1 protein-coding gene is annotated in these 979 nt (G+C 42.9%); it reads left to right on the forward strand.

What is annotated here, in order from left to right:
* Positions 1–33 precede the first annotated feature (33 nt).
* Positions 34–979 (forward strand): IS21 family transposase (gene istA, locus DV872_RS26155; RefSeq protein ID WP_147283287.1); only part of this gene is annotated, 946 nt, incomplete at its 3' end.

Raw genomic sequence — 979 nt, forward strand, 5'->3', positions numbered from 1 at the left:
TCAAGACCAGTCGTATCGCAGATCATTACAAAAATGCATGAAGAAGAATTCGGTTTTAAACAAGCTGTATCATTAAGTGATTCAGGTCTGAAAGAACTTCTATCATCGAAACAGACCAGCAAAAGCAAGGCAGATCTTCTTCGAGAAAAGTTCCCAGATTATGTGAAAGAACTCAAGAGAACGGGAGTGACAATCCATCTGCTATGGGAAGAATATATGCAGGAAAATCCGGAGGGATTAAAATACACTCAATTCTGCCTCCACTTTCAAAGGTGGAGGAAAGACGACAAGATTTCCATGCACTTCGACCATAAGGCCGGTGACAAAATGATGGTGGATTATGCTGGAGATAAGTTGAAGATTAGTTCAAGAAAAACCGGGAAGACACAGGATGCTGAAGTCTTTGTCGCAATACTACCCGCGAGTCAGTTGACCTATGTTGAGGCCTCTCTGTCACAGAATCAGGAATCATTTATGAGGGGGAATGAACGGGCCATCTGGTACTTTGGTGGAGTGCCATCCGCCATCGTACCAGACAACCTGAAATCCGGTATCCTTAAGGCCGACTTGTATGAACCTGTCCTCAATCCATTATTCGCAGATTTTGCAGAATACTATAGAACAGCAGTCGTACCTGCCAGATCCAGAAAGCCTAAAGACAAGGCACCGGCTGAGAATGCAGTTAAGATCATCTATACGCGTATCTACGCTGCTCTCAGAAACAGAACCTTCTACTCCCTAGATGAACTCAATGAAGCCATCTGGGAGAAGCTTGAGGATCATAATAACAAAACACTGGAGAAGATGACAGTTTCTAGAAGAGAGCTCTTCAATGCAGTTGAAAAAGAGACCCTAAAAAGTCTTCCCATTTATCCTTACCCCCTAAAGTATTTTCAAAATAACAGCCGGGTTGGGTTTAACTATCATGTACAGCTCAAAGAGGATCAGCACTACTACAGTGTTCCTCATTTCCTTAAAG

It is taken from the genome of Oceanispirochaeta sp. M1, from assembly GCF_003346715.1.
Lineage (GTDB): Bacteria > Spirochaetota > Spirochaetia > DSM-2461 > DSM-2461 > Oceanispirochaeta.